The sequence below is a fragment of the Vibrio sp. 378 genome, from assembly GCF_033339435.1.
In genome coordinates this window covers 1-909 of the sequence record NZ_JAWOUO010000254.1, presented here as the reverse complement: position 1 = coordinate 909, position 909 = coordinate 1, and the positions used below count along the sequence as shown (strand labels likewise).

At 47.9% G+C, this 909-nt stretch carries 1 protein-coding gene; it reads left to right on the top strand.

Annotated features, from left to right (window positions below):
* Positions 1-49: 49 nt before the first annotated feature.
* Positions 50-909 (top strand): serine/threonine protein kinase (locus R7Q48_RS25535; protein ID WP_318132950.1); only part of this gene is annotated, 860 nt, incomplete at its 3' end.

Below are 909 nucleotides of genomic sequence, written 5' to 3'. Positions count from 1 at the left end.
ACGTCGACAATTAATGGAAAAAGGCTCAGTAATGAGCCTTTTTATTTATATGTCCCAAAGTATGTTTAACTTTGACGCCCTCACCCCTGATTTCATGTGGTACGCGTTAGAAAGCATTGGCATTCGTGCTGAATCGGGCTTTCTGCCTCTCAACAGTTACGAAAACCGAGTGTATCAATTTACCGATGAAGAGCGCCGTCGCTACGTCGTGAAGTTCTATCGTCCGGAACGTTGGAGCAACGAGCAGATTCAAGAAGAGCACGATTTCACGCTTGAGCTGATTGATAACGAAATCCCCGTCGCCCCACCCGTACGCATCAATGGCAACACCCTGCACCACTATCAAGGCTACGGGTTCGCTCTCTTCAAAAGCGTGGGCGGTCGTCAGTTTGAAGTCGATAACTTAGAGCAACTTGAAGGAGTTGGTCGCTTTTTAGGACGCATCCATAAAGTCGGCAGCCGACAAGCTTTTCAACATCGCCCTACCATTGGTTTGCAAGAGTATCTCTACCAACCACGTGAGATTTTGCAAAACGCCAATATGATCCCGATGCATTTAGAAAACAGCTTTTTCAATGACTTGGACATGCTCATCAAAGCCATCGAAAACCACTGGCAAGGCAGCTTCGCAACGATTCGTCTGCATGGAGATTGCCATCCGGGTAACATCTTGTGGCGCGACGGCCCAATGTTTGTCGATTTAGATGACTCGCGCAACGGCCCTGCCGTACAAGATTTGTGGATGCTACTTAACGGCGAACGCCAAGATAAGCTGATGCAACTGGACATCATTTTAGAGGCGTATCAAGAGTTTTGCGACTTTAACGCCGCGGAATTGAAACTAATCGAGCCACTTCGCGGTCTACGAATGGTGCACTATATGGCATGGCTAGCAAAACGTTGGCATGA